The following is a 26,397-nucleotide window of genomic DNA, read 5'->3' as shown; positions in this document are numbered from 1 at the left end:
CCCCGATATGGGGTATCAGACCTCGGTGGCGAATTGCAGCCGGTAAAGCCCGGCATAAAGCCCGTTCTTCGCCAGAAGCGCGTCATGGGTGCCCTCTTCGACGACGCGGCCCTTGTCCATCACCACGATCCGGTCGGCGTTCCGCACGGTGGCCAGCCGGTGCGCGATGACCAGCGTGGTCCGGTTCTCGGCCAGCCGGGTCAACGCCTCTTGCACGGCCTTTTCCGACTGCGCGTCCAGCGCCGAGGTGGCCTCGTCCATCAACAGGATGGGCGCGTCCCGCAACAGCGCCCGCGCGATCGCCACCCGCTGGCGCTGGCCGCCGGACAGGTTCGACCCGCGCGGGCCCGCGGGGCTGTCCAGGCCGGCGGGCAGGGCGGGCAGGAAATCGGCGATATGGGCGGCCCGGATCACCTCGGCCAGGCGCGCCTCGGACACCTCGCGGCCCAGGCAGATATTGTCGCGCAAGGGTTCGTCGAACAGCGGTGCCTCTTGCGTCACGACCGAAAACAGGTCGCGTAACTCGGTCAGGGGCAGTTCGTTCACCGGCACGCCGCCCACCAGCACGCGCCCCGATTGCGGTTCGACAAGCCGCGTCAACAGGTTGAACACGGTGGACTTGCCTGCCCCCGACGGCCCGACCAGCGCCGTCATCTGCCCCGCCTTCGCCGTCAGCGTCAGCCCGTTCAGCGCGGGTGCGTCGCCATAGGCCAGGTGCACGTCCTCAAGCGCGATGTCGCAGTCTCCGCCCGGCGCGGGCAGCGACCGGGGCCGGGCGGGCGACAGGATCGTCGGGCGCGAGTCGAACACCGCGTGCAGCCGTTCCAGGCTGGCCAGCGCCGCCTGCCAGGCGCCGGTGACCTTGCCCAGCCGGCGCAGCGGTTCGAACACCAGGGCGATGGCGGTGAAGAACGCCATGAACTCGCCCACCGTCTTGTCGCCCTCGATGATCTGCAACCCCCCGAAGACCAGCACGCCGGCAAAGCCCAGCCCGCCCACGATGTCGATCATCGCTGGCATCCCCGCCTGTCCCGCCTCGGACCGGATCTGGGCGTGGACATAGCCGTCCATCGTCTCGCCGAAGCGGGCATCCTCGCGCGCCTCCAGCCGGTTCAGCTTGATCGTGGTGACGCCGTGGAACGTCTCGTCCAGCCGGTTCGAGATCGCCGCCGCCGATTCCCTAGCTGCGCGCGAGGTGCGCCGGATCAGCCGTTGCAGCCCCGCCAGCGGCCCCAGCAGCAACGGCACGCCCGCCAGCGCGATCAGCGTCCAGCGCCAGTCGATCGAGATCGCCACCGCGAACAGCGAGATCAGCGAGATCAAATCGCGCCCCGCCGCGGTGAAGACCGAGTTCCAGATATTCGCCGCCGCCGAGGTATCGCCGCGCACCCGTTCGATCAGGTTGCCGGGCGGCGTCGTCTGGAACCACACGCTGTCCAGGGTCAGCATGTGCCCGACAAGGTCGCGTTGCAGCGCCGCCGAAACGCGCAGCCCGACCCGGGCCATCAACAGCCGCTGGCCGAACCCCGCCAGCGCCCGCGCGATGAACAGCACCAGAACCCCGCCCGCCACCAGCGGGATCGCCTCGCGGTTGCCGGCGATGAAGATGTCGTCGAACAGCGGCTTGAACATGTAGGACAGCGCCCCCAGCGCGCCCCCCTCGACGCTCATCAGGGCGATGGCCACGCCGATCGCCGCGATGTGATGGCGCAGGTATCCGCGCCACAGCCAGCGCACCACCGGTCGGCTCTCGGTCGGTGTCCGCATCCTTCAGCCGTCCCCGCCGCGCCGGGCGCGGAACCGGGCCTCGATCGCGGCCGGGTCATAGCGCGTCGCGATCCAGTCGCGGATCGGGATCGGCGCACGGGCCGCATCCTCCGCATAGGCGTCCAGCATCTCGTCCAGCACGCCGGCGCGGGAATTTCGGAAATGGATGAATCTCCAGTGCAGCATGCGCCGTGCCTCCTCGACCGGGCGGTTCTCGACATGCAGCAGATACAGCGCCGCGGCCAGCCCCGACCGGTCCGAGCCCGACTTGCAATGCATCACGAAGGGTTTCTCGATCGTCTCGAACAGGTCCAGCAGCTCCAGCAGGGTGTCGCGCGATGCCAGCTTGCGCGCATGCAGCCGCCGCGTCACCAGCGTCAGGCCCAGATCGAGGCAGGCCTCCTTCTCGAACAGGTGGTGGCTGGACGGCCCGGCGCCGCGCAGCGACAGGACGCTGCGGATGCCCATGTCGCGGAACCGGCGCAGGCGGCGCGGGTCGGGCTGGTTCGACCGCCAGGCGCCCGGCGCGATCCGGTGCAGGTTGGTCCAGACCCGGCGCAGCATGGCGTGATCCATGATCTGGAAATGCCAGAACGCCGCGCGCCGCCCGTCGGGCGTGGCAAGCCCGCCGACGAAGGCGGTGCGCATCCGGCGGTCAAAGGCCTCGAGGCGGGTCTTGAGCTGATCGAACATCGTCTCCCCGGCGCCTGGCGGCACGGAGTGGCGGGATAGCCCGAAACCCCGCCCCTGACAAGCGATTGACGCCCCGGCCGGGCGGTCCTAACAGGGGGCCATCGCCAAGCGGAGACCCCGACATGCCCCTCAGCCACGGCCGCCCCTACCTCGCGATCCCCGGACCGTCGGTCATCCCCGACCGGGTGCTGCAGGCGATGCACCGCCCCGCCCCGGAAATCCACGGCGGCGCCATGGTCGACCTGCTGGCCGGCCTGTTGCCCGATCTCCGGGCGGTGGCGCGCACCCGGCACAAGGTGGCGATGTACATCTCGAACGGCCACGGCGCCTGGGAGGCGGCGATCGCCAACACGCTGTCGCGCGGCGACAAGGTGCTGGCGCTGGCGACGGGCCGGTTCGGCCATGGCTGGGCCGAAACCGCGCAGGCGATGGGCGTCGAGGTCGAGGTCATCGATTTCGGCAAGCGTGCGCCGGTCGATCCGAACCGCGTCGCCGACCGCCTGGCCGAGGACCGCGCCCATGAAATCCGGGCGGTGACCCTGGTCCACGTCGACACCGCGACCAGCGTCAAGAACGACGTCGCGGCGGTGCGCGCCGCGCTGGACGCATCGGGCCATCCGGCGCTCCTGCTGGTCGACTGCATCGCCTCGCTGGCCTGCGACCGCTTCGAGATGGACGCCTGGGGCGCCGACGTGATGATCTCGGCCTGCCAGAAGGGCCTGATGGTGCCCCCCGGTCTGGGCTTCGTCTTCTTCAACGACCGCGCCGAGGCCGCCCGCGCCCGCGCCGACCTGGCCACCGCCTACTGGGACTGGCGGATGCGCGCCGACCCCGAGGAATTCTACCAGTATTTCTGGGGCACGGCGCCCACCCACCACCTTTACGGGCTGCGCGCGGCGCTCGACATGCTGGTCCACGAGGAAGGCATCGAGGCCGCCTGGGCGCGCCATGAGCGGCTGGCCCGCGCGGTCTGGGCGGCGTTCGACGCCTGGGGGCAGGGCGGCTCGCTGGAACTGAACGTGGCCGAGGCCGCGCATCGCAGCCACGCGGTCACCTCGGTCAGGATCGATGCCCCCCACGGCACCGCGCTGCGCGAATGGCTGGCCGAAACCGCCGGTGTGACGCTGGGCATCGGCCTCGGCATGGCGCCCCCGGGCGACCCGGCCTGGCACGGCTATTTCCGCATCGCGCACATGGGGCACGTCAACGCCCACATGGTGCTGGGGGCGCTCGGCGCGATCGAGGCGGGGCTGGCCGCGCTGGACCTGCCCCACGGCAAGGGCGCGCTCGAGGCCGCGGCGGCGGTGATCGCGGGGCGCTGATCCGGCCACCCGCCCGCGCCCTGTCTTTTTCTTGGGTCAAATACTCTGGGGGTCTGGGGGCAAAGCCCCCAGCTGGTCGCCTTGGCGATAGCCAAGGCGAAACCGGACAAGGCGACCCGCTCAGAACGGCCAGACCACCAGGATCGCCGGCACCGACACCGCCACCACCAGGATCTCCAGGGGCAGCCCCATCCGCCAGTAATCGCCGAACCGATACCCCCCGGGCCCCAGGATCAGCGTGTTGTTCTTGTGCCCGATCGGCGTCAGGAACGCACAGGACGCCGCGACCGCCACCGCCATCAGGAACGGGTCGGGGCTGACGCCCAGGCTCTGGGCCATCTGGATGCCCACGGGCGCGGCGACCACCGTGGTCGCGGTGTTGTTCAGCACGTCCGACAGCGTCATCGTCACCACCATCAGCACCGTCAGGATCGCCCAGGCCGGCAGATCGCCGGTCAGCCCCACCAGCGCCTCTGCGATCAGCCGCGTGCCCCCCGCCTCTTCCAGCGCGAGCCCCAGCGGGATCATCGACCCCAGCAGAACGACCACGGGCCATTCCACGAAGTTGTAGACCTCGGACAGCGGCAGGATGCGCGCGAAAAGGTATCCCGCCACCACCAGTCCCAGCGCGACCGGCAGGTAGACCAATCCGAAACTCGCCGCCGCCACCGCCGCCGCGAACATCCCGATCGCCGCCCAGGTCTTGCGCGTGTCCGTCACCGCAAGTCCCCGGTCGGCCAGCGTCAGGCAGCCCAGCCAGTCGACCACGTCGGCCACCGCGTCCTGCGGCACCAGCAGCAACAGGATGTCGCCCGGCCGCACCTGCGTCTTGCGGATCTGTTCGCGGATCGGCCGGCCCTGGCGCGAGATGCCCAACAGCACCGTGCGCTGGCGCCAACCCAGCCCCACCGCCTGCGCCGAGCGGTTCGCGATGCGCGCCTGGTCGGGCACCACCACCTCGACCAGCGACAGCCCCTCGCCGGCGGCGCGCAGCTTTTCCTCGCGCGCGGCATCCGCGAAATCCAGCGAGAGTGCCGCGCGGAACTCGTCCAGCGCCTCGGGCGCGGCCTCCAGCACGATGGCGTCGCCCGGCTCCAGCGTCGTGGTCCGCTGGGTGCCGTAGCGCCGCGCGCCGCCCCGCACCAGCCCCAGGATCGCGACGTCGTTCTTCTCGGCCTCGGGCTCCAGCTCGCGCAGCCGGCGGCCAATCAGCTTCGACCCCGCGGGCACCGTCAGTTCGGCGATATAGGGCGCGAAGGCGGCCATCGGGTCGGTCGCCGCCGACAGCGCCTCGCTTTGCGGGATCAGCCGCCAGCCCACCAGGGCGACGAAGACCAGCCCGGCGATGGCCGCCACGCCGCCCACGGGGGCGAAGTCGAACATCGCGAAGGGCGCCCCCAGCGCGTCTTCGCGGATCGCGGCGATGATGATGTTCGGCGGCGTGCCGATCAGCGTGACCATCCCGCCCAGGATCGTGGCAAAGGACAGCGGCATCAGGCTGAGGCCCGGCGGCCGGCCCGCCTTGCGCGCGGTCTGGATGTCGACCGGCATCAACAGCGCGAGCGCCGCCACGTTGTTCATGAAGGCCGACAGGACACCCCCCACGCCGCCCATCACCGCGATATGGGCGCCCAGCCCCCGCGTGCTGTCGACCAGGGTGCGCGTGATCAGGTAGACCGCGCCCGAACGCACCAACCCGGCCGAGACCACCAGCACCAGCGCCACGATGATCGTCGCCGGGTGGCCGAAGCCCGCGAAGGCCTGCTCGACCGGCACCACCCCCAGCACGACGCCGATCAGAAGCGCCGAGAACGCCACCAGGTCATAGCGCCAGCGCCCCCACAGCAGGGCGGCGAAGACCGCGCCGAACAGCGCGAACAGGATGATCTGGTCTTGCGTCACGGGTCTCGGGCCTCCGGGTCGGGGTCCAGCGAACCCCATCGCGCCCCGCATTGCAACGGCGCGTCCCGCTCTTGCAGGCGCGGGCCGCGCTGGCCTATAGAGCGGGGCGTCGAATTCAGCCGTCTCAGAGGGGTTCCATGGCAGGCCATTCCAAATGGGCGAACATCCAGCACCGCAAGAACCGCCAGGACTCGGTGCGCGCCAAGCTGTTCTCCAAGTTCAGCAAGGAAATCACCGTCGCCGCAAAGATGGGCGATCCCGACCCCGACAAGAACCCGCGCCTGCGCCTCGCCATCAAGGAGGCCAAGTCGAACTCGATGCCCAAGGACAATATCGAGCGCGCGATCAAGAAGGCGTCGGGCGGCGAGGGCGACAATTACGAGGAAATCCGCTACGAGGGCTACGGGCCGAACGGCGTGGCGGTGATCGTCGAGGCGATGACCGACAACCGCAACCGCACCGCGTCCAACGTGCGCTCGACCTTCACCAAGAACGGCGGCAACCTGGGCGAAACCGGCTCGGTCGCCTTCATGTTCGAGCGGAAGGGCGAAATCCGTTATGGCGCCGATGTGGGCGATGCCGACACGGTGATGATGGCCGCGATCGAGGCCGGCGCCGAGGACGTGGAAAGCTCGGAAGAGGGGCATGTGATCCTGTGCGCCGATACCGATCTGAACGAGGTCGCGAACGCGCTGGAAGCCGCGCTTGGCGAAAGCGAGTCGACCAAGCTGATCTGGCAGCCCGCCACCACGACCGAGCTTGACCTCGAAGGCATGCAAAAGCTGATGAAACTGGTCGATGCGCTGGAGGATGACGACGACGTGCAGCGCGTCACCACCAATTTCGAGGCCAGCGACGAGGTGCTTGCGCAGCTCTAACCGCTGCCGTCCCCGTCAGCCCAGCGCCGACAGCGACATCGACAGCGGCAGGGGCGCGGCCGTGGGGGCGCTGGCCACCCGGTTGCGCCCGTTCCGCTTGGCCGCGTACAGCGCCCGGTCGGCCGCCTCCAGCGCGCGTTCGAACCCGTCCTCGCGCGACACGTCCAGCGGCGCGCAGCCGAACGAGGCGGTCAGCGGCTTGCCGCCCGGCCCCCGTCCGATTCCGCCCGCGGGGCTGATGCGCAGGTTCTGCCACAGCGTGTGGCGCAGGATCTCGGCCAGCGCCTCGGCGCCCGCAAGCGGCGTGTCGGGCAGCACGAACAGGAATTCCTCGCCGCCCCAGCGCCCCGAGATGTCCGACATCCGCAGCCGCCCCGACAACAGCGTGGCGGCCGCCTGCAGCACCCGGTCGCCCGCGCCATGGCCCAGCCGGTCGTTGACCGTCTTGAAATGGTCGAGATCGCAGATCACCACCGAAACCGGGTTGCCGCCACGCCGCGCGGCATTGACCACATGGTTGGCCATCATCATCGTGCCGCGGCGGTTGGCCAGCCCGGTCAGCGGGTCGATATAGGACGCGCGCTCCAACTCGCGCGACAGGATCCGGCGTTCGCGGTCCAGCCGGTCGCGCGTGCGCCCCGTCACCAGCACGCCCACGCAGCAGAACACCAGGATCAGCTGGATATAGATCGCGTCGGCCGCGGTGGGCCCGCCCGGCGCCAGTCGGAACAGCACGATCCCCAGGGTGGTGGGCACGACGACGGCCAGCGCCATCTCGAGGCGCAGCATCCGGCTGAGGCGGTCGTCGCGGAACAGCGCGCGCAGGGGTGCCCGGCGCGCCTGGCCGATCTGGCTGGCCACGACCAGGGGCGTCATCATCACCAGGGTGACCGGCGACAGCGCGCCGTGCAGCTGTCCCAGCCCCATCGCATAGCCCAGGAAAGCCGAGAAACAGATCATCCACGCGGCCCCGCCCAGCAGCAGTGCGGGCCAGGCCTGGCTGCGCCGCCGGATCAAGAGCGCGCTGACCAGCGCAAGCACCGAGATTGCGGTGTTCTGCCCCATGGTCACATGTTCGACATGCTCGGGCCAGATCACGTGCTCTCCCAGCGATTCCAGGGCCAGCGCGCCGGTCACGAGCAGCAGGAATTTCTCGATCCACCTTGCGCGCGCGATCGGCCGCTGGATCAGGATGACCGTGGCGATCAGGATCATGCAGATCAGGGTCAGCTTCGAGGTGCCCGCCCCCCCCGGGATCGACTGGTAGAGGACGGGGATATCGAACAGGTAACCGACCGTCGGGATCAGCCCGAAAATCAGGGTGAACAGCGCCAGCCCCTGGCGGATCGCAGGGGCCTGCCGCACCCAGACGAACCGGGTCGTGCCGTGTAGCAGTTCCTCGTCCTCGCCCGGGTCGGACAGCGGAAGCCTGTGTAATTTCATGGCGGGTCTCGTGGTGACAGGCCGCGCAGGGCCGTTTCCCGCATTATGGCAAACAGATCGTTAACAGCCCGTTGATACAGCCCGCGCCGCGCTAACCGGGATGGGTGCGGCACCCGCCCGGCCCGGGCAGCGTGCCCCTTGCACCCGCGCCGGGCATGGGGTCAAGTTCGCCCATGGTGGACAAGGCGGATGCATCCCGGGGTCAACGGCCCCTCGCGGGGATCCTCTGGATGCTCGTGACCGGCGCGAATTTCGTGGCGGTGACGGCGCTTGTGAAACTTGTCGGCACCGGCGTGCCCGCGCCCCAGGCCGCGTTCCTGCGCTATGTGTTGGGGCTGGTGTTCCTGTTGCCGATGCTGGGCCTGTTGCGGCGGGTGCGGATCGACCGGGCCACGCTGGCGCTGTATGGCTGGCGGGGGCTGGCGCATGCGCTGGGCGTGATCTGCTGGTTCTACGCGATGACCCGCATCCCGATCGCCGAGGTGACGGCGATGAACTATCTCAACCCGATCTACGTGACGATCGGCGCGGCGCTGGTCTTTGGCGAGAAACTGGCCGCGCGGCGCATCCTGGCCATCGCGGTGGCCTTCATCGGCGTGCTGGTGATCCTGCGTCCGGGCTTCCGCGAGGTGTCGGACGGCCATGTCGCCATGCTGTTCACCGCGCTGTTCTTCGGCGGCTCCTACCTGATGGCCAAGCGGCTGAGCGAGCGCGACTCGGCCGCGGTGGTGGTGGCCATGCTGTCGATTTCGGTCACCATCGCGTTGGCGCCCTTCGCGCTGGCGGTCTGGGTGACGCCGACATTGACGCAACTGGCCTGGCTGTTCGGCGTCGCGTTCTTCGCGACCGCGGGGCATTACTCGATGACCATGGCGTTCCGCGCCGCCCCCCTGACGGTGACCCAGCCCGTCACCTTCTTGCAACTGGTCTGGGCGACGCTTCTGGGCTGGCTCGTCTTCGGCGAGGCGGTGGATGGCTGGGTGATCCTGGGCGGGGCGATGATCGTGGGCGCGGTGGTGTTCATCACCTGGCGCGAGGCCATGCTGAAACGCCGTGCCATGACGCCCCCGCCCGAGGCGACCAAGCTGTAGACGGGCGTGCCGCGGGGGCGGCCCGATGCGCCGCGCATGGTGCCGCCCGCGCCCCCGCACGGTTTCCTTTGTCCGACCTGCACGGCTTTGATCGGGGTCAAGGACACCCGTTCCACGCGGCCCCTAGGCTCGGCCGAACCCATGGGAGAAAGGAGGGCGGAATGACCAACACGCCGCACGAGCTGGCCGAGGACTTTCCGGGACAGGCAAAGCTGATTCACGACCTCAAGGAAAAGGACGCCCATTTCGCGCGCCTGTTCGACGAGTATCACGAAATCAACGGCGCCGTGCACCGGGCCGAAACCGATATCGAGCCGACCGACGACCTGCACCTGACCGAGATGCGCAAGAAGCGGGTCCATCTCAAGGACGAGATCGCCCGCATCCTGCACGACGCCGTGGCCTGATCCGGGCCGGCGTCCGGCGCCCTTAGCCTTCGGCGGCCTCGCCTTCCTTTTCTTCGGCGGGGCCCTCGACCGCGGTGGCGAAATTGTCGAAGAACTGGTCGGCCAGCCGGCGTGCCGTGCCGTGGATCAGCCGTGATCCAAGCTGCGCCAGCTTGCCGCCCACCTCGGCATGCACATCGTAAATCAGTTCCGTGCCGCCCTCCTCGGTGTCTTCCAGGCGCACATCCGCGCGCCCCTTGGCGAACCCGGCGACGCCGCCCTTGCCCTCGCCCGAGATGGTATAGCTTTGCTCCGGCACCAGGTCCGACACGGTGACCGCGCCGCGAAAGGTCGCCTTCACCGGGCCGACCTTCTGTTTTACCGTGGCCTCGAACCCGTCCGCGATGCTGCCCTCCAGTTCCTCGCAGCCCGGGATGCAGGCCTTCAGCGTGTCCGGGTCGGTCAGGCGCTCCCACACCGCCGCCCGGTCGGCCGCGATGACGCGGCTGCCCGTGAGTTCCATCGAATTCCTCCCTGTTCGTTCCCATTTCATTTACGGGCCGGGCAGGGGACTCGTCAAAACTATTCCGCGACCTCGTAGGGCAGCACGCCGCGCCGGTTCGGGTCCACGCTCAGCCGGCGTTCCAATGGCGGCACCGCGCGCTGGTGGCAATGGCGGCGCTCGCAGATGCGGCAGGAAATGCCGATCGGCTCAAACGCGGCGGAATTCGTCAGGTCCAGGTCGTCGGCATAAACCAGCCGGTCGGCATGCCGGATCTCGCAGCCCAGCCCGATCGCAAAGCGGCGCACCGGCGCGCCCCAGGCGCCCCCCGGCTTGGTCACGTCGCAGGCCAGCGAGAAATAGCGCACCCCGTCGGGCGTTTCGGCCAACTGGCGCAGGAACCGGCCCGGCGTCTCGAAGGCGCGGTGCACGTTCCACAGCGGGCAGGCCCCGCCGAAGCGGGCGAATTGCAGGCGCGTTGCCGAATGGCGTTTCGTGATCGTGCCCGCCTGGTCGACCCGCACGAAATAGAACGGCAGCCCCTTGGCCCCGGGGCGTTGCAGGGTGGACAGCCGGTGCGCGACCTGTTCGATCGAGGCGCCGAACCGGTCGGCCAGCAATTCCAGGTCGTGCCGCGTCTCCTGTGCGGCATCGAGGAAGCGGGTATAGGGCAGAAGGGCCGCCCCGGCGAAATAGTTCGCCATCCCGATCCGCGCTATGTCGCGGGCCTCCTGGGTCTGGAACCGGGCCAGGTCCAGCGTCGCCTCCAGTAGGGGCGATTGTGCCAGAAGTGCAAGCTGATGCAGCAGCTGAAACCGCCGTGTCGCGCCATTCAGCCGCGCCGAAAGGGTCAGCGCGCGGCGCGGCTCGTCATACAGGCGGACGCCGGGAATATCCCCGGTTTTCAGCGTTATGCCGGCGGCTTCCAGGGCCTCGGCGGCGCGGCGTTCGGACTCCTCGGGGCCGGTGCACGCGCGGGCGAACCGTTCGGCGGCGCGGTCGACCGCATCGATGTAATTGTCGCAATAGTGAAAGAAATCCCGCACCTCTTCCCAGGGTGACGGCTGCAAACCCGCATCCTCGCGCCCCAACGCCTCGTCCAGCGAGGCAAGGCGCTCATGGCTTTGGCGATAGGCGCGGTGCAGTTCCAGGAACGCGCGCGCCAGCGCCGGCGCGTTCGAGGCGGCCAGCCGCAGGTCGGCCAGCGGCGGGGCCAGTTCCCCGAACACCGGGTCGGCCAGCGCCTCGCGCATGTCGCTGACCAGCCGCTCCGCGTCGCCCGAGGACAGTTCCGTGACGTCGAACCCGAATTCCGAGGCCAGCGCCAGCAGCACCGTCGAGGAGACGGGGCGGTTGTTGTTCTCCATCTGGTTCAGATAGGGCAGCGATATACCCAGCCGCGCGGCGAATTCCTTTTGCGTCAGCCCCAGGCGCGTGCGCGTCTCGCGCAGTTTCACCCCGGCATACAGCTTGCGGTTGGCCATCGGCGGCAGGTCCCCTGGTTTGCGGATTTGCGCATGAATGGAGTAGTCTTTGCAAAGCTGGCGCGCAAGCGGGCGCGTCAGCCGTGCGGGGGGCGCGGCGGGCGGGTGGCCAGCGGCCCCTCCAGCCGGTCGATGCGCTGGACATATTGGACCGACAGCACCGCCAGCACCGAGGTCGCCAGCATGATCGCCAACAGCGGCCAGGGGCCGGTGCCGGGCACCAGCAGGGCACCGGCCAGCGCCGACAGCCCCGCACCGCCCCCGATCATGATCGCCCCGCCCAGACCGCTGGCCGTGCCCGCCAGGTGCGGGCGCACCGACAACATCCCCGCGGTCGCGTTCGGCAGGGTCATCCCGTTGCCCAGCCCCACCAGGACCATCGCTCCGAAGAAGGCCAGCGGATGCCCGATGCCCAGCCCGAACAGCAGCATCGACAACGCCGGACCCAGGCAGGCCACCAGCGTGCCGCGCAGGATCATGCCGTTGATGCCCACCCGCACCGAGAACCGCCCCGACAGGTAGTTGCCGCCCATGTAGCCCAGCGCCACCAGCCCGAAATACAGCCCCAGCGCGGCGGGCGGCAGGCCCAGCACCTCGGACCCGACGAAGGGTGCGCCGCCCAGGTAGGCGAAGAACGCCCCCGAGGCGAAGCTGGCCGCCAGCGCATAGCCCCAGAACCGGCGCGAGCGGAACAGTTCGGGATATTCGCGGAACTGCCCGACCAGGCTGACCTCGCGGGGCGCGGCGGTTTCGCCCAAGTCGGCCCAGGTCAGCGCCAGCACCAGCGCGCCGCACAGGAACAGCATCGCGAAACTGGCCTGCCAGCCGAACACCTGGTCCAGCACCCCGCCCACCGCCGGGCCGAGCATCGGCACCAGCGCCATGCCCATGGTGACATAACCGATCATCGAGGCCGCCTGCGCGTCCGGCACCATGTCGCGCACCACCGCCCGGCTCAGCACCATGCCGGTCACGATCACCGCCTGCGCCATGCGAAAGGCCAGGAACACCCCCGCGCTGGGCGCGAAGATGCAGCCCAGCGTCGCCAGCATGAACAGCGCGATCGACACCAGCAGCACCGGCCGCCGCCCGTACCGGTCGGAAATCGGCCCGATCGCCAGTTGCAGCACCGCGTTCACCGCCAGGTACAGCGCCACCGAAAGCTGCATCAGCCGGTATTCGGTGTCGAAATGCGCCGTCATGTTGGGCAGCGACGGCAGGAAGATGTTCATCGACAGCGCCGAGATTCCGGCCAGAAGCACGAGGGTCACGATATGCGGCGGCGTGCTGCGGTCGAGGAACCGGACAATCGGTGGCTGAGTCATGGTTCCCGGTTACGCCCCATCGCCGCTTTTGTCCATCCGGTCAAATTTTTCCGGGCAGGCTGGCCAGGTGTCGGCCATGCGATAGCCGCGCGGCAACGGATTGGCCGGATCGCGCTTCGGAACGCGTGTGCCGATCGCGAAGTTGCCTCCTCGATCGGCCTCGCCGCCGGTGATGACATGGCCACCTCGCTCTCGGCATGGACCATGACCGTCTGGATCGCGAGGTCGCTGCGCATGCGCCTCCTTTGCGGATTTGCATTTTGCAGCACGAATTCTGCCAATAGTTTGCAAATTTACCGAATTGCGCTTTGAACCGCGTGCCGCCCCCGATAGGTTGCCGCAAATTTCCGCAAGGGGCCAGCGCCGATGAAAGACATCCTGAACGAGCTTGAACGCCGCCGCGACATCGCCCGCCAGGGCGGCGGGGAAAAACGGGTCGCCAGCCAGCACAGCAAGGGCAAGCTGACCGCCCGCGAACGCATCGACCTGCTGCTGGACGAGGGCTCGTTCGAAGAGTTCGACATGTTCATGGCCCATCGCTGCACCGATTTCGGGATGGAAGAGAACCGCCCCTACGGCGATGGCGTGATCACCGGCTGGGGCACGATCAACGGCCGACAGGTCTACGTGTTCTCCCAGGACTTCACCGTGCTGGGCGGGTCGGTCTCGGCGACGCATGCCCAGAAGATCTGCAAGATCATGGATATGGCGATGCAGAACGGCGCACCCGTGATCGGCATCAACGATTCGGGCGGCGCGCGCATCCAGGAGGGCGTCGACAGCCTCGCGGGGTATGGCGAGGTGTTCCAGCGCAACATCGAGGCCTCGGGCGTGGTGCCGCAGATCAGCGTCATCATGGGGCCGTGCGCGGGCGGGGCAGTCTACAGCCCGGCGATGACCGATTTCATCTTCATGGTGCGCGACTCGTCCTACATGTTCGTGACCGGGCCCGACGTGGTGAAGACCGTGACCAACGAACACGTCACCGCCGAGGAACTGGGCGGCGCGTCGACCCACACCAAGAAAAGCTCGGTCGCCGATGGCGCCTTCGAAAACGATGTCGAGGCGCTGTACGAGGTGCGCCGGCTGGTCGATTTCCTGCCGCTGAACAACCGCCAGACGCCGCCCGTGCGCCCGTTCTTCGACGACCCCGAGCGGGTGGAGACCAGCCTGGACACGCTGATCCCCGACAACCCGAACCAGCCCTACGACATGAAGGAACTGATCCTCAAGGTCGCGGACGAGGGCGATTTCTACGAGATCCAGGAAGAATTCGCCAAGAACATCATCACCGGTTTCATCCGCCTTGAGGGGCGCACCGTGGGCGTGGTGGCGAACCAGCCGATGGTGCTGGCGGGCGTCCTGGACATCGACTCGGCGCGCAAGGCCGCCCGCTTCGTGCGGTTCTGCGACTGCTTCGACATCCCGATCCTGACCTTCGTGGACGTGCCCGGCTTCCTGCCCGGGACCAAGCAGGAATATGACGGCGTCATCAAGCACGGGGCGAAACTGCTGTTCGCCTATGGCGAGGCGACGGTGCCCAAGGTCACGGTCATCACCCGCAAGGCCTATGGCGGCGCCTATGTGGTGATGAGCTCCAAGCACCTGCGCGGTGATATCAACTATGCCTGGCCGACCTCGGAAATCGCGGTGATGGGGGCCAAGGGGGCGACGGAAATCCTCTATCGTTCGGAACTGGGCGACGCCGACAAGATCGCGCAGCGCACCGCCGATTACGAGGACCGCTTCGCCAACCCCTTCGTGGCGGCCGAACGCGGCTTCATCGACGAGGTGATCCAGCCGCGCAGCACCCGCCGCCGGGTCAGCCGCGCCTTCGCCGCGCTGCGCAACAAGAAACGCCAGATGCCCTGGAAGAAACACGACAACATCCCGCTCTGAACCCGGCCGGGCCGGCGTGCCTCCCGCGCCGGCCCCCTGACGGAAGAACCGATGCCCGAGTTCCACATGATCCCAGGCGGCCCGCGCCCTGTCGCGCCGTTCTCCCACGCGGTGGAGGCGGACGGCTGGGTCATGCTGACCGGCCAGATGCCCACCGACCCAAACGCGCCCGACGCGCCCCTGCCCCAGGGGATCGAGGCGCAGACGGCCCGGGTCATGGACAACCTGGAACTCGTGCTCAAGGGCGTGGGGCTCGACCTGTCGCACGTGGTCCAGTGCCGCTGTTACCTGACCGCGTTCGAGCGTGACTATGCAGCGTTCAACGAAACCTACGCCAGCTACTTCCCCGCGGACCGGCGCCCGGCGCGCACCACCATCGGGGTGACCGCGCTGGCCGTGGGGGCGCTGGTGGAAATCGACTGCCTCGCCCGGAGGCCCGGTGCGTGAGCCGCCACCTGGCATACGCCCTGGCGCTTTGCGCCGCCCCGGCCGCCGCGCAGGTGCCGCTTGACGTGCCCTCGGGTCAGCCGGTGACCCATCACGACACCATCACCGGCGAACCGGGGCCCGCGGGGCTGACCGTGCGGTTCCGCTTCATCGCGCCGCAGATCGCCCGTGATGCCGGCACCATGCCCTTCGAGATCGCCGCGGGCGACATGGAATACCTGTGCGAAACCTTCGCCCTGCCGCGCCTGCCCGGGATCGGCCCGCAGGTCTCGCAGATTGTCGTCACGCTGATGGACCGGCCCGTCACCTTCGGCGATCCAGACCCGCAGGCGACACAGTTCTTCGAGGCCTACCGCCCCGAGGATGGCCGCTGTATCTGGGAGGGATTCTGACCATGCGCGCCCCTGTCATGCGCCGCGTTTCAGCGTGGCGGAACGCTGCGTTTTTTGAGTCACATCCCGCCGTATCCCGGCGCGTGCCATGTGCATTGCCCCGCGATTGGTCTATGATCGCGGAAGGTCGCGGAAACGTGACCTGTTTCGTGATCGGGGCGTGGGATTTCCCGGCCCCAGTAAGACAAGGGAGTTTCGGATGTCCAAAAGCATCAAGGCCGTCATGGCGCTGTCCCTCGTGGCCTTCGTCGCGGCCTGCGCGCAGCAAGAAGAAGTCGTCTATGTCGAGCCCGCGCCCGTCGCGGCCGAGCCGACCTACAACAAGTACTGATCCGGGCGCGGGGCGGGCCCGGCCCGCCCCGACACCCGCCGCGCAGGCCCTGTCCCGGGGGGATGCGCGATGCTGAAGCACAGGGGCTTTCCCGGCCGCCTTCCGGGCACCGATTTCCAGTTCACGATCCGCCGTGCGAACGACAAGAAGGGCGCCACCCGCTTGGTCGCGCGCGAACGCTATGCCGACCGCCGCCCGGCCGACCGCCGGGCCGACGCCGCCTTCATGGCCGCGCTCTGGGCGCATTTCGGTGACGCCCCGTTCGAGAGGGGCAATCTCGACGCGGGCCGCCTGTCCTGGCTGTTCGGGCGCGAGGTCGTGCCCGCCGAGGACCCGTTCGACCCCGAAAGCTATGAGGCGTTGCTGCGGATCGACGTGGCCCGCGCCCGCGCCGCCTTCCCCCAGGCCTTCGAGGGCGAGGGGTCGGCATGAATCTGCGCAGGGAATTCCGCGATCGGCGGGAATCGGCCCAAATCCACTCGCCTTTCCGTTGTGGGCTTTTCTTTTGCGGGCAAGTGGGGAATCCTGACTTTCGACGCGGCAAGGCGACACCCCTACGCCTTCGCGTCGTGTACTACCGTTACCCTTCCCCAACCCCCAGGCCTGACCCCATTAGGGTCAGGCCTACCCCCTTGGGGCGGGCCCTGCGCCGCGCGGCGTGCGCGGGAACCCGCGCGGCCCGCGTTTTCCGTTTCCCGCGGCCCGGCTTCGCAGTAAACTCGCCCCGCAAGGATAATCTCCAAGGAGGCGGAGTAGGATGCGCAATCTCAAGGTGCTCGCGGCGCTGGCCGCGATCGGCGCGCTGTCGGCGTGCAACATGTCCAGCGACCGGGACCGGGCGCTGGCCGGTGCGGTCGGCGGCGCCGTCGTGGCCGACGTTCTGGACACCAACGTGGTGGCCGGCGCGGCCGTCGGTGCGGCGGCCGGCGCGCTGTGCGACGACGCGGGCGTTTGCAACTGATCTGAACCGGCGGGCCGCGCGGCCTGCCGTGACACCGTGTGACAGGGTCATCGGGGCATCTCGCCCCGGTGGCCCTTCGTTTTTTCGTGCGCCGGGGCGGCAAACCCCGGCCGAAGGCTGGAAGGGACGTAGATGTTCGACAAGATCCTGATCGCGAACCGGGGGGAGATCGCCTGCCGGGTCATCAAGACCGCCCGCAAGATGGGCATCAAGACGGTGGCGGTCTATTCCGACGCCGACCGCCATGCGCTGCACGTCCAGATGGCCGACGAGGCGATCCATATCGGCCCGCCCCCGGCGAACCAGTCCTATATCGTGATCGACAAGGTGATGGCCGCGATCCGCGAAAGCGGCGCGCAGGCGGTGCACCCGGGCTACGGCTTCCTGTCCGAGAACAAGCTGTTCGCCGAGGCCCTTGAAAAGGCCGAGGTCGCCTTCATCGGCCCGCCCGCCACCGCGATCGAGGCGATGGGCGACAAGATCACCTCGAAAAAGCTGGCGCAAGAGGCCGGGGTTTCGACCGTGCCGGGCTATATGGGCCTGATCGAGGATGCCGACGAGGCGGTGAAGATTTCCGGGGAGATCGGCTACCCGGTGATGATCAAGGCGTCCGCGGGCGGCGGCGGCAAGGGCATGCGCATCGCCTGGAATGACGAAGAGGCGCGCGAGGGCTTCCAGTCGTCCAAGAACGAGGCCGCGAACAGCTTCGGCGACGACCGCATCTTCATCGAGAAATTCGTCACCCAACCCCGCCATATCGAGATCCAGGTGCTGGCCGACAGCCACGGCAACTGCATCTACCTGGGCGAACGCGAATGCTCGATCCAGCGCCGCAACCAGAAGGTCATCGAAGAGGCGCCCAGCCCCTTCCTCGACGAGGCGACGCGCAAGGCGATGGGCGAACAGGCCTGCGCGCTGGCGCGTGCCGTGGGCTATGCGTCCGCCGGGACGGTGGAATTCATCGTCGACGGGCAAAAGAATTTCTACTTCCTGGAAATGAACACCCGCCTTCAGGTGGAACACCCGGTGACGGAACTGATCACCGGCATCGACCTTGTCGAACAGATGATCCGCGTGGCCGCCGGCGAAAAACTGTCGATCACCCAGGACGACGTGAAACTGAACGGCTGGGCGATGGAAAGCCGGCTTTACGCCGAAGACCCGTACCGCAACTTCCTGCCCTCCATCGGGCGGCTGACCCGCTATCGCCCGCCCGCCGAATCGGCGCATGAGGCGGCTGTCGTGCGCAACGATACCGGCGTCTACGAGGGCGGCGAGATCAGCATGTATTACGACCCGATGATCGCCAAGCTGTGCACCTGGGCGCCCACCCGCGCGGGCGCGATCGAGGAAATGCGCACCGCGCTGGATGCGTTCGAGGTCGAGGGGATCGGCCACAACCTGCCCTTCCTGTCGGCGGTGATGGATCACCCGCGGTTCTGCTCGGGCGAGATCACCACCGCCTTCATCGCCGAGGAATACCCCGAGGGCTTCGAGGGCGTGACCCTGCCGCGCGACGAGTTGCGCCGGGTGGCCGCCGCGGCCGCTGCGATGTTCCGGGTGGCGGAAATCCGGCGCGCGCGGATCTCGGGGACGATGGACAACCACGAACGCACCGTGGGCACCGACTGGGTGGTGGTCGCCCAGGGCGAGCGGTTCGAACTGACCATCGACGCCGACCGCCAGGGCTCGACCATCCGCTTCGCCGAGGGTGACACCCACCGTGTGACCTCCGACTGGACCCCGGGCCAAAGCCTTGCGCGGATCGAGATCGACGGCGACCCCCTGGTGCTCAAGGTCGGCAAATCGCCCAACGGCTTCCGCATCCGCACGCGTGGGGCCGACATGCGCGTGGCGGTCTACACGCCCCGCCAGGCGGAACTGGCCGCGCTGATGCCCGAGAAACTGCCGCCCGATACCTCGAAACTGCTGCTCTGCCCGATGCCCGGCCTGATCGTGAAGATCGACGTCGAGGAAGGCCAGGAGGTGCAGGAGGGCCAGGCGCTGTGCACCGTCGAGGCGATGAAGATGGAAAACATCCTGCGCGCCGAACGCAAGGGCATCGTCACCAAGATCAACGCCGGCCCGGGTGACAGCCTGGCCGTCGACGACGTGATCATGGAATTCGAATGACCGGTGACGCCGCCCTTGCCGGTGCCGCGGCCGCCCGTTCTGCCGTCCCGTTCGGGGCGGCGGCGGGGGCGGGCGCGGTGCTGTGGTTCGCGATCCTGAACGGGATCGCGATCTTCCGCGCGGGCGGCGTCTTCGAATACCCGCTGGACGACGTCTATATCCACCTCGCCATGGCCGACAGCATCGCGGCGGGCGGCTACGGGGTAAACCCGGGCGAATACGCCTCGGCCTCGTCCTCGCCGCTTTACCCGTTCCTGCTGGCCCCCTTCACGGGCACCGGCGCGATCCGGCTAGTGCCGCTGGTGCTGAACCTTGCCGCGCTGGCGGCGGCGGCCTGGGCCTGGGGCGTGCTGCTGGCCCGTGCCGGGTTCGGGGCCATGCCGCGGCTGGGCCTTGCGCTGGCCGCGCTTGGCCCGGTGGCGCTGAACATGGCGGGCGTGGCCTTCCTGGGGATGGAGCATGCGCTCCATGCCGCGCTGTCGCTCGCGGTTCTGCTGGGACTGGTCCGCTTTGCCGAGGATGGCCGGATCGGCCCGCTGCTGGCCCTGGGCATCGTGCTGGGGCCGCTGGTCCGGCTGGAGGGGCTGGCGGTGTCCCTGGCCGCCTGCCTGCCGCTCTTGCTGGCCGGGCGGGTGCGCGCGGCGCTGGCGCTGGGGCTGGGCGCGGGATTGCCGGTTCTGGCCTTCTCGGGCTTTCTGTCGGCGCATGGCATCGGCCCGCTGCCGAATTCGGTCATGGCCAAGCTGGCCAGCACCGTCGTGCCCGGCAGTGGCGGGCTGGACTGGGTGCTGGCCCGCCTGATCGTCAAGCTGGCCTACCCGGCGGGCGCGTTGATCGCAGGCGCCGCGCTGGTGCTCTTGGCGGTGTCGGCCATGGCGCCGCCGCCGCTCCGGCGTGCCCTCGGGCCGGTGGTGCTGGCGGGCGCGCTGGTGGCCTTTGCGCATCTGCTGTTCGGCCGGATGGGCTGGGGCCACCGCTATGAACATTACGCGGTGGTCTTCACCGTGGCCGCGGCGGTTTATGCGCTGGGCCGGGCGACGGTTGCGGGGCACGCCCGCCCCATGCGCCTGGCCCCGGTCCTGCCGCTGGCGCTTCTGGCCGTGCCGCTGGCCTTTTACGGCCCCGCGCTTGCGACGGACGGCACCGCCTCGCCCCGCGCGATCCACCTGCAACAGGCGCAGATGGCCCGGTTCGCGCGCGACCACGTCGCGGCGCCGGTCGCGGTCAACGATATCGGCCGGGTCGCTTGGCGCAACCCGAACCACGTGCTCGACCTGTGGGGGCTGGCCTCGCGCGCGGCGCTCGAGGCGCGCCGCGCGGGCGGGCCGCCGGCCTGGGCCGATACGCTGGCCGCCCGCCACGGGGCCGACCTGGCGATGATCTACGACCATTGGCTGGCCCCCGCCGTGGGCCCCGACTGGGTGCGCCTGGGCGAATTGTGGATGGAGGGCAAGCGGGGCTTTGCGGCGGGCCCGATGGTGGCCTTCTACGCCACCCGGCCCGGCGCGGCCGAACCCCTGCGCGCGCAACTGGCCGCCTTTGCCCCCAGCCTGCCCCAGGGCGCGCGCTTCGTATTCGACGGGGCGCCGCGATGACCCGCTATTGCGTCAACGCCCGCCGGTCACGGATTTCCTGCTGCCGCAGCGGCAGCTTGTCGATCGACCGGCCGATCTCGCGCACGTCCCAGGGCAGGGGCTTGCGGAACAGCACGTTGCCGTCCTTGGCCATCAGCGCCAGCATGAAACCGCGCGGGCGCAACGTGATCCTCGGTTCGCTCTTCGCGTCGGGGTCGGTGTCGACGATCACCACCACGTCGCGCTCGGCCAGCTCGTTCAGCCGCGCGGTCAGCAAATCCATCTGCTGCTGGAACCGCGGGTCGGCCGGGCTGTCGGCGAAAACCACCAGCGGGCGCGCGATCCAGTGGAAATCCGACAGCGTGACTTCGGCGCCGTTCAGGATCACCGAATGGTCCGCCTCCCAGCGCGCCACCGGTGAGGCTTCTTCGGCCGACCGGGCCGGGCCCGACAGCGCGGCCACCGCCGCAAACACGAGAAACGCAAGACGTTTAGCCATGAACCCTCCTGACGCATCTCATATAGGCGCGCTCGGGCGGAAAGCGAAGCTTGAACCCGCGCGAAACGCCGCGCGGGCGACACGAGAAGGGACGATCCGATGACGGACAAGACCGCACGCTGGGCCGCGATGGCCGAAAAGGAACTGAGGGGGCGCAGCCTCGATGACCTGACCTGGCAGACGCCCGAGGGCATCGCCGTCAAGCCGCTTTACACCGAGGCTGACGTGGACGGCCTGCCGCATATGGGCTCGGTCCCCGGCGAGGCGCCGTTCACCCGCGGCCCCAAGGCCACGATGTATGCCGGCCGCCCCTGGACCATCCGGCAATATGCGGGCTTTTCCACCGCCGAGGAATCGAACGCCTTCTACCGCAAGGCGCTGGCGGCGGGCCAACAGGGCGTGTCCGTCGCCTTCGACCTGGCCACGCACCGCGGCTATGACAGCGATCACCCCCGTGTCGTGGGCGACGTGGGCAAGGCGGGCGTGGCCATCGACAGCGTCGAGGACATGAAGATCCTGTTCGACGGCATCCCGCTGGACCAGGTGTCGGTCTCGATGACGATGAACGGCGCGGTGATCCCGGTCTTGGCGAATTTCATCGTCACCGGCGAGGAACAGGGCGTCGACCGCAAGCTGTTGTCGGGTACCATCCAGAACGACATCCTGAAAGAGTTCATGGTGCGGAACACCTATATCTACCCGCCCGAACCCTCGATGCGGATCGTGGCCGACATCATCGAATACACCTCGACCGACATGCCGCGGTTCAACTCGATCTCGATTTCCGGCTACCACATGCAAGAGGCCGGCGCGAACCTGGTGCAGGAACTGGCCTTCACGCTGGCCGACGGCAAGGAATACGTGAAGACCGCGCTGGCCCGGGGCCTTGACGTCGACGCCTTTGCCGGGCGGCTGTCGTTCTTTTTTGCGATCGGCACCAATTTCTTCATGGAAATCGCCAAGCTGCGCGCCGCGCGGTTCCTCTGGCACCGCATCATGTCGGAATTCAATCCGAAGAACCCCAAATCCCTGATGCTGCGCACCCATTGCCAGACCTCGGGCGTGTCGCTTGCCGAACAGGACCCCTACAACAACATCGTGCGCACGGCGTATGAGGCGATGAGCGCGGTTCTCGGCGGCACGCAATCGCTGCACACCAACAGTTTCGACGAGGCGATCGCGCTGCCCACCGAATTCTCGGCCCGGATCGCGCGCAACACCCAGCTGATCCTGCAGAACGAAACCAAGGTGACCAAGGTCGTCGACCCGCTGGCGGGCTCCTACTACGTCGAAAAGCTGACCGCAGACCTGGCGGACGCGGCGTGGAAACTGATCGAGGAAGTCGACGAGATGGGCGGCATGACCAAGGCGGTGGCCTCTGGCATGCCCAAGCTGCGCATCGAAGAGGCCGCCGCCAAGTGGCAGGCCGCCGTCGACCGCGGCGACGAGGTGATCGTCGGCGTCAACAAGTTCCGGCTCGAGAAAGAGGACGAGATCGACATTCTCGACGTCGACAACGTCAAGGTGCGCGAGGCGCAGATCGCCCGGCTGGACCGCATCCGCGCCACCCGCGACCAGGCCGCCTGCGACGCGGCGCTGGCCGCGTTGGAACAGGCCGCTGCCAGCGGCCAGGGCAACCTTCTGCGCCTCGCGGTCGAGGCCGCCCGCGCGCGGGCAACCGTGGGAGAAATCAGCATGGCGATGGAAAAGGTGTTCGGCCGGCACCGCGCCGAGGTCAGGACGCTGTCGGGCGTCTATGGCGCGGCCTACGAGGGCGACGAGGGCTTCGCCGCGATCCAGAAGGCGGTCGAGGATTTCGCCGAGGACGAGGGGCGCCGGCCCCGCATGCTGGTGGTCAAGATGGGCCAGGACGGGCATGACCGCGGCGCCAAGGTGATCGCCACGGCTTTCGCCGATATCGGCTTCGACGTCGATGTGGGCCCGCTGTTCCAGACCCCCGAAGAGGCCGCGCAGGACGCCATCGACAACGACGTGCACGTGATCGGCGTGTCGTCCCAGGCGGCGGGCCACAAGACGCTGGCGCCCAAGCTGATCGAGGCGCTGAAAGAGCAGGGCGCCGAGGACATCATCGTGATCTGCGGCGGCGTCATCCCGCAGCAGGACTACGCGTTCCTCAAGGATGCGGGCGTCAAGGCGATCTTCGGGCCGGGCACCAACATCCCCGAGGCGGCCAGCGACATCCTGCGCCTGATCCGCGAAGCGCGCGGCTGAACCGGCCCGCCCGTGACGCAGCGTCACGGGCGGGAATGCCCGCCCGGGCGCCGATGCCGCGTTGAAAATACCGCTCGGCTGCGGTCTGTCATGTCCCCGGGCCGGGCACCCCGTTCGCGCCCCGACGAAAAAAAGGTCGCGCCGATGTTGACCCTCGATCACCTGGCCATCGCCGCCGAAAGCCTCGAGGCGGGCGTTGCCGCCGTCGAGGACCGGCTGGAAGTGCGGCTTTCGGCCGGTGGCCGGCATCCCGCGATGGGCACCCATAACCGGCTCTTGCGCCTTGGCCCGGGGCTCTATCTCGAGGTGATCGCCATCGACCCCGCCGCGCCGCCGCCCGGCCGCCCGCGCTGGTTCGACCTCGACCGCTTTGCCGGGCCGCCGCGGCTGACCAACTGGATCGCGCGCTGCGACGACCTGGACGCGGCGCTGGCCCGCGCGCCGGACGGCACGGGCGTGCCGATGGACCTGGCCCGGGGCGATCTGCGCTGGCGCATGGCGGTGCCCGAGGACGGGCGGTTGCCCTTCGACGGGCTGTTCCCCGCGCTGATCGCGTGGCAGGGCACCGCCCATCCCGCGGCGCTGTTGCCCGAAACCGGCTGCCGGCTGGCCGGGCTGGAACTGGTCCACCCCCAGGCCGAGGCGCTGCGCCTGGCGTTGCGCGGGTTGATCGACGACCCGCTGATCGCCGTGCACTCTGGCCCCGCGCCGGCCATGCGCGCGCTGATCGACACGCCGTCCGGGCGGCGGGTGCTGGAATGACGCTGCGCCCCGCCACGCCGGACGATGCCGCCGCCATCGCCGCGGTCTGGAACCCGTTCATCCGCGAGGGGTTCGTCACCTTCAATTCCGCCCTGAAACCGCCCGCCGAAATCGCCGCCCTGATCCAGGCCCGGACCGCCGCCGGGCATGGTTTCCTGGTGGCCGACGAAAACGGCGCGGTGGCCGGTTTCGCCACCTATGGCCAGTTCCGCGCGGGCGTGGGCTATGCGCACACGATGGAACACACGATCCTTCTGGCGCCGGGTGCGGGCGGCCGCGGGCTGGGCCGGGCGCTGATGGCCGCGCTCGAGGACCACGCCGCCGCCGCCGGGGCGCAGTCCATGATCGCGGGGGTCAGTGCCGCCAACCCGCCCGGCATCGCCTTTCACGCCGCCATCGGCTATGCCGAACGCGCGCGCCTGCCGCAGGTCGGGTTCAAGGCCGGGCGCTGGCTTGACCTGGTGCTGATGCAAAAGATGCTTTCCGCCGCACCTGACACCGCGCCCGCGGCGCGTTAATCTCGCGCCCATGTCGCTCTGGTCCCGCATCGCTGACGCCGTGTCGGCCCTCGCCAAGGGGGAAAGCCTGGCCGAGGTCTTCGACCGGCTGCGCACGCCGCCCGAACGCAGCGTGGCCTTTACCATCGCGGTGATCGCGCTGGGTGCCAAGATGGCCAAGGCCGACGGCCGCGTCACCCGCGACGAGGTCGCCGCCTTCCGCGAGGTGTTCACCATCCCCCGCACCGAAGAGGCCAACGCCGCGCGCGTCTTCGATCTCGCCCGCCAGGACGTCGCCGGGTTCGAGGAATACGCCCGGCGCATCGCGCGCATGTTCCGCGGCGACGAGACCCCGCTGTGCGACCTGATGGAGGGGCTGTTCTTCATCGCGCTGGCCGATGGCGACTATCACCCCGACGAGGACGCCTTCCTGGCCCGGGTGGCCGCGATCTTCGGGCTGACCGAACGGCAGTTCCGCACGCTGCGCGCCCGGTTCGTGCCCGATGCCACGCCCGATCCCTATGCCGTTCTCGGCGTCGAACCCGGCGACGATCTGGACAGCATCCGCAAGGTCTGGCGCGCCGAGGTGCGCGAAACCCATCCCGACCGCATGCAGGCCCGCGGCGTCCCCGAAGAGGCGATCCGGCTGGCCGAGAAACGCCTGATCGCGGTCAACGCCGCCTGGGAACAGATCGTCGCGGACCGCGCCGCGTGACCCCGCCATGAGGATCGCCACCTATAACGTCGAGTGGTTCAACAGCCTTTTCGACGACGCGGGCACCCTGCTGGACGACGACCGATGGTCCGGCCGGCAGGACGTGACTCGCCACCAGCAGATCGAGGCGCTGGGCATCGTCTTCACCGCGCTCGACGCCGACGCGATCATGGTCATCGAGGCGCCCGACCACAACGGGCGCCGCGCGACCGTGCCCGCGCTGGAAGGCTTCGCCCGCGTGATGGACCTGCGCGCCCGCCGCGCGATCACCGGTTTCGCCAACGACACCCAGCAGGAAATCGCGCTGCTCTACGATCCCGACCGGCTGTCCGCGCGCCACGACCCCCGGGGCGATCCCACCGGCAAGAAGGGGTCGGCCGACGCGCCGCGCTTTGACGGGGTGTTCCGGCTGGATGTCGACGTGGACACCGCCCCCGAATTGATCCGCTTTTCCAAGCCGCCCCTGGAACTGGCGATGGAAACCGCGTCCGGCTTTTCCTTTCGCCTGATCGGCGTGCATGCGAAATCCAAGGCCCCCCACGGCGCCGAGACCCCCGACGAGGTCATGCGCGTGTCGATCGAGAACCGGCGCAAGCAACTGGCGCAATGCATCTGGCTGCGCCAGCGGGTGGAATCGCACCTTGCGGCGGGCGAACCGCTGATCGTGCTGGGCGATTTCAACGACGGCCCCGGACTTGACGAATACGAAAAGCTGTTCGGCCGGTCGGGGGTGGAAATCGTGCTGGGCCAGGACGGCCCGCCGGGGCTGCGGCTGCACGACCCGCACGCGCGCCAGGCGTTGCAGGGCCGGCTGGCCGCCCAGCCGGCCTCGGCGCGGTTCTACCTGGCCGAAGAGGGGCGCTTTCTCTCGGCGCTGCTCGATTACGTGATGGTCTCGCCCGATCTCTGCGCCCGGAACCCGCACTGGCGGATCTGGCACCCGTTCGACGACCCGGGTCTCTACCGCGTGCCCGAACTGCGCGAGGCGCTGCTCGCGGCCTCGGACCATTTCCCGGTCAGCCTCGATATCGACCTCTGACCGGGGGGGGGGGGGGGGGGGGGGGGGGGGGGGGGGGGGGCGCCGCGCCGCCCGGGGGGGGGGGGGGGGGGGGGGGCGGGGGGGGGGGGGGGGCCCGCCCACGCCGCGCCCACGACGCCGAAC

Annotated in this window: 25 protein-coding genes; 17 read left to right on the top strand and 8 right to left on the bottom strand. The window is 69.1% G+C overall.

Annotated elements, in window-relative coordinates:
- Window positions 1-15: 15 nt before the first annotated feature.
- Together EV662_RS00750 and EV662_RS00745 are read right to left on the bottom strand one after the other, a co-directional pair.
- On the bottom strand, window positions 16-1,767 hold the full coding sequence (locus tag EV662_RS00750; protein WP_132460218.1) for an ABC transporter ATP-binding protein: 1,752 nt from the start codon (window positions 1,765-1,767) through the stop codon (window positions 16-18).
- A gap of 3 nt (window positions 1,768-1,770) precedes the next feature.
- Window positions 1,771-2,460: a phosphatase domain-containing protein gene (locus EV662_RS00745; protein WP_132460217.1), complete on the bottom strand. Its 690-nt coding sequence runs from the start codon at window positions 2,458-2,460 to the stop codon at window positions 1,771-1,773.
- Window positions 2,461-2,582: 122 nt separating this feature from the next.
- On the opposite strand from EV662_RS00745, the gene EV662_RS00740 reads away from it, so the two are divergent.
- Window positions 2,583-3,782, top strand: a complete 1,200-nt coding sequence (locus EV662_RS00740; RefSeq protein ID WP_132460216.1) for a pyridoxal-phosphate-dependent aminotransferase family protein — start codon at window positions 2,583-2,585, stop codon at window positions 3,780-3,782.
- A 120-nt stretch (window positions 3,783-3,902) separates the two neighbouring features.
- On the opposite strand, the gene EV662_RS00735 is transcribed toward EV662_RS00740, so the two are convergent.
- A complete protein-coding gene (locus EV662_RS00735) occupies window positions 3,903-5,684 on the bottom strand; it encodes an SLC13 family permease (RefSeq protein ID WP_132460215.1) in 1,782 nt (593 codons plus the stop codon).
- A gap of 137 nt (window positions 5,685-5,821) precedes the next feature.
- Between EV662_RS00735 and EV662_RS00730 the strand changes: the two genes are divergently transcribed.
- Entirely contained in the window at window positions 5,822-6,562 is a 741-nt protein-coding gene (locus EV662_RS00730) for a YebC/PmpR family DNA-binding transcriptional regulator (RefSeq protein ID WP_132460214.1), read from the top strand.
- A 15-nt stretch (window positions 6,563-6,577) separates the two neighbouring features.
- Here the strand turns inward: EV662_RS00730 and EV662_RS00725 are convergent, their stop codons facing one another.
- Window positions 6,578-8,005 (bottom strand): GGDEF domain-containing protein, encoded by a 1,428-nt coding sequence (locus tag EV662_RS00725; protein ID WP_132460213.1) that lies wholly within the window; start codon window positions 8,003-8,005, stop codon window positions 6,578-6,580.
- A 173-nt stretch (window positions 8,006-8,178) separates the two neighbouring features.
- Between EV662_RS00725 and EV662_RS00720 the strand changes: the two genes are divergently transcribed.
- Both EV662_RS00720 and EV662_RS00715 read left to right on the top strand, forming a co-directional pair.
- Entirely contained in the window at window positions 8,179-9,096 is a 918-nt protein-coding gene (locus tag EV662_RS00720) for a DMT family transporter (protein WP_243695727.1), read from the top strand.
- A gap of 161 nt (window positions 9,097-9,257) precedes the next feature.
- Window positions 9,258-9,503 (top strand): HP1242/YdcH family protein, encoded by a 246-nt coding sequence (locus tag EV662_RS00715; protein ID WP_132460211.1) that lies wholly within the window; start codon window positions 9,258-9,260, stop codon window positions 9,501-9,503.
- Window positions 9,504-9,525: 22 nt separating this feature from the next.
- Here the strand turns inward: EV662_RS00715 and EV662_RS00710 are convergent, their stop codons facing one another.
- The 3 genes from EV662_RS00710 to EV662_RS00700 form a co-directional block, all read right to left on the bottom strand.
- Complete coding sequence (locus EV662_RS00710) at window positions 9,526-10,005, bottom strand: SRPBCC family protein (protein ID WP_132460210.1); 480 nt, start codon at window positions 10,003-10,005, stop codon at window positions 9,526-9,528.
- A 59-nt stretch (window positions 10,006-10,064) separates the two neighbouring features.
- The gene (locus EV662_RS00705; protein ID WP_132460209.1) at window positions 10,065-11,468 is read right to left on the bottom strand and encodes a helix-turn-helix domain-containing protein; all 1,404 of its coding nucleotides are present in this window, start codon (window positions 11,466-11,468) and stop codon (window positions 10,065-10,067) included.
- Window positions 11,469-11,545: 77 nt separating this feature from the next.
- The gene (locus EV662_RS00700; protein ID WP_132460208.1) at window positions 11,546-12,793 is read right to left on the bottom strand and encodes a multidrug effflux MFS transporter; all 1,248 of its coding nucleotides are present in this window, start codon (window positions 12,791-12,793) and stop codon (window positions 11,546-11,548) included.
- Between the two features lie 366 nt (window positions 12,794-13,159).
- On the opposite strand from EV662_RS00700, the gene EV662_RS00695 reads away from it, so the two are divergent.
- The 8 genes from EV662_RS00695 to EV662_RS00665 all read left to right on the top strand — a co-directional run bounded on the left by EV662_RS00695 (window position 13,160) and on the right by EV662_RS00665 (window position 20,551).
- Window positions 13,160-14,692: an acyl-CoA carboxylase subunit beta gene (locus tag EV662_RS00695; protein ID WP_132460207.1), complete on the top strand. Its 1,533-nt coding sequence runs from the start codon at window positions 13,160-13,162 to the stop codon at window positions 14,690-14,692.
- A gap of 51 nt (window positions 14,693-14,743) precedes the next feature.
- Window positions 14,744-15,139, top strand: a complete 396-nt coding sequence (locus EV662_RS00690) for a RidA family protein (RefSeq protein WP_207903563.1) — start codon at window positions 14,744-14,746, stop codon at window positions 15,137-15,139.
- Entirely contained in the window at window positions 15,136-15,531 is a 396-nt protein-coding gene (locus EV662_RS00685) for a DUF6497 family protein (protein ID WP_243695726.1), read from the top strand. The genes EV662_RS00690 and EV662_RS00685 overlap by 4 nt, the downstream gene beginning before the upstream one ends.
- Window positions 15,532-15,730: 199 nt before the next feature.
- Complete coding sequence (locus EV662_RS19995; protein ID WP_279533228.1) at window positions 15,731-15,862, top strand: hypothetical protein; 132 nt, start codon at window positions 15,731-15,733, stop codon at window positions 15,860-15,862.
- A gap of 69 nt (window positions 15,863-15,931) precedes the next feature.
- Complete coding sequence (locus EV662_RS00680) at window positions 15,932-16,294, top strand: hypothetical protein (RefSeq protein WP_132460206.1); 363 nt, start codon at window positions 15,932-15,934, stop codon at window positions 16,292-16,294.
- Between the two features lie 325 nt (window positions 16,295-16,619).
- Window positions 16,620-16,823, top strand: a complete 204-nt coding sequence (locus EV662_RS19345) for a hypothetical protein (protein ID WP_165915472.1) — start codon at window positions 16,620-16,622, stop codon at window positions 16,821-16,823.
- Window positions 16,824-16,955: 132 nt separating this feature from the next.
- Complete coding sequence (locus EV662_RS00670) at window positions 16,956-18,956, top strand: acetyl-CoA carboxylase biotin carboxylase subunit (protein WP_132460204.1); 2,001 nt, start codon at window positions 16,956-16,958, stop codon at window positions 18,954-18,956.
- On the top strand, window positions 18,953-20,551 hold the full coding sequence (locus EV662_RS00665; protein WP_132460203.1) for a hypothetical protein: 1,599 nt from the start codon (window positions 18,953-18,955) through the stop codon (window positions 20,549-20,551). The genes EV662_RS00670 and EV662_RS00665 overlap by 4 nt, the downstream gene beginning before the upstream one ends.
- Window positions 20,552-20,555: 4 nt before the next feature.
- On the opposite strand, the gene EV662_RS00660 is transcribed toward EV662_RS00665, so the two are convergent.
- Window positions 20,556-21,029, bottom strand: a complete 474-nt coding sequence (locus tag EV662_RS00660) for a DUF4174 domain-containing protein (protein ID WP_132460202.1) — start codon at window positions 21,027-21,029, stop codon at window positions 20,556-20,558.
- 99 nt (window positions 21,030-21,128) lie between these two features.
- Here EV662_RS00660 and scpA point away from each other — a divergent pair, with 99 nt between their 5' ends.
- The 5 genes from scpA to EV662_RS00635 all read left to right on the top strand — a co-directional run bounded on the left by scpA (window position 21,129) and on the right by EV662_RS00635 (window position 26,274).
- Window positions 21,129-23,261, top strand: a complete 2,133-nt coding sequence (scpA, locus tag EV662_RS00655) for a methylmalonyl-CoA mutase (RefSeq protein WP_132460201.1) — start codon at window positions 21,129-21,131, stop codon at window positions 23,259-23,261.
- 144 nt (window positions 23,262-23,405) lie between these two features.
- Complete coding sequence (locus EV662_RS00650; protein ID WP_132460200.1) at window positions 23,406-24,023, top strand: VOC family protein; 618 nt, start codon at window positions 23,406-23,408, stop codon at window positions 24,021-24,023.
- On the top strand, window positions 24,020-24,541 hold the full coding sequence (locus tag EV662_RS00645) for a GNAT family N-acetyltransferase (RefSeq protein ID WP_132460199.1): 522 nt from the start codon (window positions 24,020-24,022) through the stop codon (window positions 24,539-24,541). The genes EV662_RS00650 and EV662_RS00645 overlap by 4 nt, the downstream gene beginning before the upstream one ends.
- Before the next feature lie 10 nt (window positions 24,542-24,551).
- A complete protein-coding gene (locus tag EV662_RS00640) occupies window positions 24,552-25,235 on the top strand; it encodes a molecular chaperone DjiA (RefSeq protein WP_132460198.1) in 684 nt (227 codons plus the stop codon).
- Window positions 25,236-25,242: 7 nt separating this feature from the next.
- The gene (locus EV662_RS00635) at window positions 25,243-26,274 is read left to right on the top strand and encodes an endonuclease/exonuclease/phosphatase family protein (RefSeq protein WP_132460197.1); all 1,032 of its coding nucleotides are present in this window, start codon (window positions 25,243-25,245) and stop codon (window positions 26,272-26,274) included.
- The last annotated feature ends 123 nt before the right edge of the window (window positions 26,275-26,397 follow it).

The sequence above is a fragment of the Rhodovulum marinum genome, assembly GCF_004343075.1.
GTDB lineage: Bacteria > Pseudomonadota > Alphaproteobacteria > Rhodobacterales > Rhodobacteraceae > Rhodovulum > Rhodovulum marinum.
This window is presented reverse-complemented; position numbering and strand designations above follow the sequence as displayed.

Bases quoted from the DNA above. Each gene is read 5' to 3' on its own strand.
- EV662_RS00750 (WP_132460218.1), bottom strand. From the start codon at position 1,767: ATGCGGACACCGACCGAGAGCCGACCGGTGGTGCGCTGGCTGTGGCGC.
- EV662_RS00745 (WP_132460217.1), bottom strand. From the start codon at position 2,460: ATGTTCGATCAGCTCAAGACCCGCCTCGAGGCCTTTGACCGCCGGATG.
- EV662_RS00740 (WP_132460216.1), top strand. From the start codon at position 2,583: ATGCCCCTCAGCCACGGCCGCCCCTACCTCGCGATCCCCGGACCGTCG.
- EV662_RS00730 (WP_132460214.1), top strand. From the start codon at position 5,822: ATGGCAGGCCATTCCAAATGGGCGAACATCCAGCACCGCAAGAACCGC.
- EV662_RS00725 (WP_132460213.1), bottom strand. From the start codon at position 8,005: ATGAAATTACACAGGCTTCCGCTGTCCGACCCGGGCGAGGACGAGGAA.
- EV662_RS00720 (WP_243695727.1), top strand. From the start codon at position 8,179: ATGGTGGACAAGGCGGATGCATCCCGGGGTCAACGGCCCCTCGCGGGG.
- EV662_RS00715 (WP_132460211.1), top strand. From the start codon at position 9,258: ATGACCAACACGCCGCACGAGCTGGCCGAGGACTTTCCGGGACAGGCA.
- EV662_RS00710 (WP_132460210.1), bottom strand. From the start codon at position 10,005: ATGGAACTCACGGGCAGCCGCGTCATCGCGGCCGACCGGGCGGCGGTG.
- EV662_RS00705 (WP_132460209.1), bottom strand. From the start codon at position 11,468: ATGGCCAACCGCAAGCTGTATGCCGGGGTGAAACTGCGCGAGACGCGC.
- EV662_RS00700 (WP_132460208.1), bottom strand. From the start codon at position 12,793: ATGACTCAGCCACCGATTGTCCGGTTCCTCGACCGCAGCACGCCGCCG.
- EV662_RS00695 (WP_132460207.1), top strand. From the start codon at position 13,160: ATGAAAGACATCCTGAACGAGCTTGAACGCCGCCGCGACATCGCCCGC.
- EV662_RS00690 (WP_207903563.1), top strand. From the start codon at position 14,744: ATGCCCGAGTTCCACATGATCCCAGGCGGCCCGCGCCCTGTCGCGCCG.
- EV662_RS19995 (WP_279533228.1), top strand. From the start codon at position 15,731: ATGTCCAAAAGCATCAAGGCCGTCATGGCGCTGTCCCTCGTGGCCTTC.
- EV662_RS00680 (WP_132460206.1), top strand. From the start codon at position 15,932: ATGCTGAAGCACAGGGGCTTTCCCGGCCGCCTTCCGGGCACCGATTTC.
- EV662_RS19345 (WP_165915472.1), top strand. From the start codon at position 16,620: ATGCGCAATCTCAAGGTGCTCGCGGCGCTGGCCGCGATCGGCGCGCTG.
- EV662_RS00670 (WP_132460204.1), top strand. From the start codon at position 16,956: ATGTTCGACAAGATCCTGATCGCGAACCGGGGGGAGATCGCCTGCCGG.
- EV662_RS00665 (WP_132460203.1), top strand. From the start codon at position 18,953: ATGACCGGTGACGCCGCCCTTGCCGGTGCCGCGGCCGCCCGTTCTGCC.
- EV662_RS00660 (WP_132460202.1), bottom strand. From the start codon at position 21,029: ATGGCTAAACGTCTTGCGTTTCTCGTGTTTGCGGCGGTGGCCGCGCTG.
- scpA (WP_132460201.1), top strand. From the start codon at position 21,129: ATGACGGACAAGACCGCACGCTGGGCCGCGATGGCCGAAAAGGAACTG.
- EV662_RS00650 (WP_132460200.1), top strand. From the start codon at position 23,406: ATGTTGACCCTCGATCACCTGGCCATCGCCGCCGAAAGCCTCGAGGCG.
- EV662_RS00645 (WP_132460199.1), top strand. From the start codon at position 24,020: ATGACGCTGCGCCCCGCCACGCCGGACGATGCCGCCGCCATCGCCGCG.
- EV662_RS00640 (WP_132460198.1), top strand. From the start codon at position 24,552: ATGTCGCTCTGGTCCCGCATCGCTGACGCCGTGTCGGCCCTCGCCAAG.
- EV662_RS00635 (WP_132460197.1), top strand. From the start codon at position 25,243: ATGAGGATCGCCACCTATAACGTCGAGTGGTTCAACAGCCTTTTCGAC.